1 protein-coding gene is annotated in these 486 nt (G+C 64.4%); it reads left to right on the top strand.

Features of this window, described 5'->3' with window-relative positions; translation table 11 throughout:
• Positions 1 to 479 (top strand): ATP-binding protein (locus AC0IYH_RS28920; protein WP_471837430.1); only part of this gene is annotated, 479 nt, incomplete at its 5' end.
• Positions 480 to 486: the final 7 nt, after the last annotated feature.

Raw genomic sequence — 486 nt, 5'->3', positions numbered from 1 at the left:
GTGCCGACAACGTCGTCCTGATTGGCGGCCCGGGTACCGGCAAGACGCACATCGCCACCGCGCTCGCTGTGCAGGCCATCGAACACCGGCGCAGGAAGGCCCGCTTCTTTGCCACTGTCGACCTGGTCAACGCGCTCGAGCAGGAGAAGGCCATGAACAGGGCCGCACAGCTCGCCGAGCGCCTGCTCCGTCTTGACCTCGTCGTCCTTGACGAATTGGGCTACCTGCCGTTCAGCTCCTCGGGCGGCGCCATGCTGTTCCACCTGCTCAGCAAGCTCTACGAGCAGACCAGCGTCGTCATCACCACGAACCTCAGCTTCAGCGAGTGGGCCGGGGTCTTCGGCGACGCCAAGATGACCACCGCGCTCCTCGACCGCCTCACTCACCATTGCCACATCGTCGAGACCGGCAACGACAGCTTCCGGTTCCGCGTCCGGTCAGAGGCCGGCAATTCCAAAAAGGAGAAGGCTGCGACTTGACCCGCAA

The sequence above is a fragment of the Pseudomonas sp. AC463 genome, assembly GCF_979253585.1.
The sequence above is the reverse complement of the archived record's forward strand: the minus strand, read 5'-3'. Positions and strand labels throughout refer to the sequence as shown.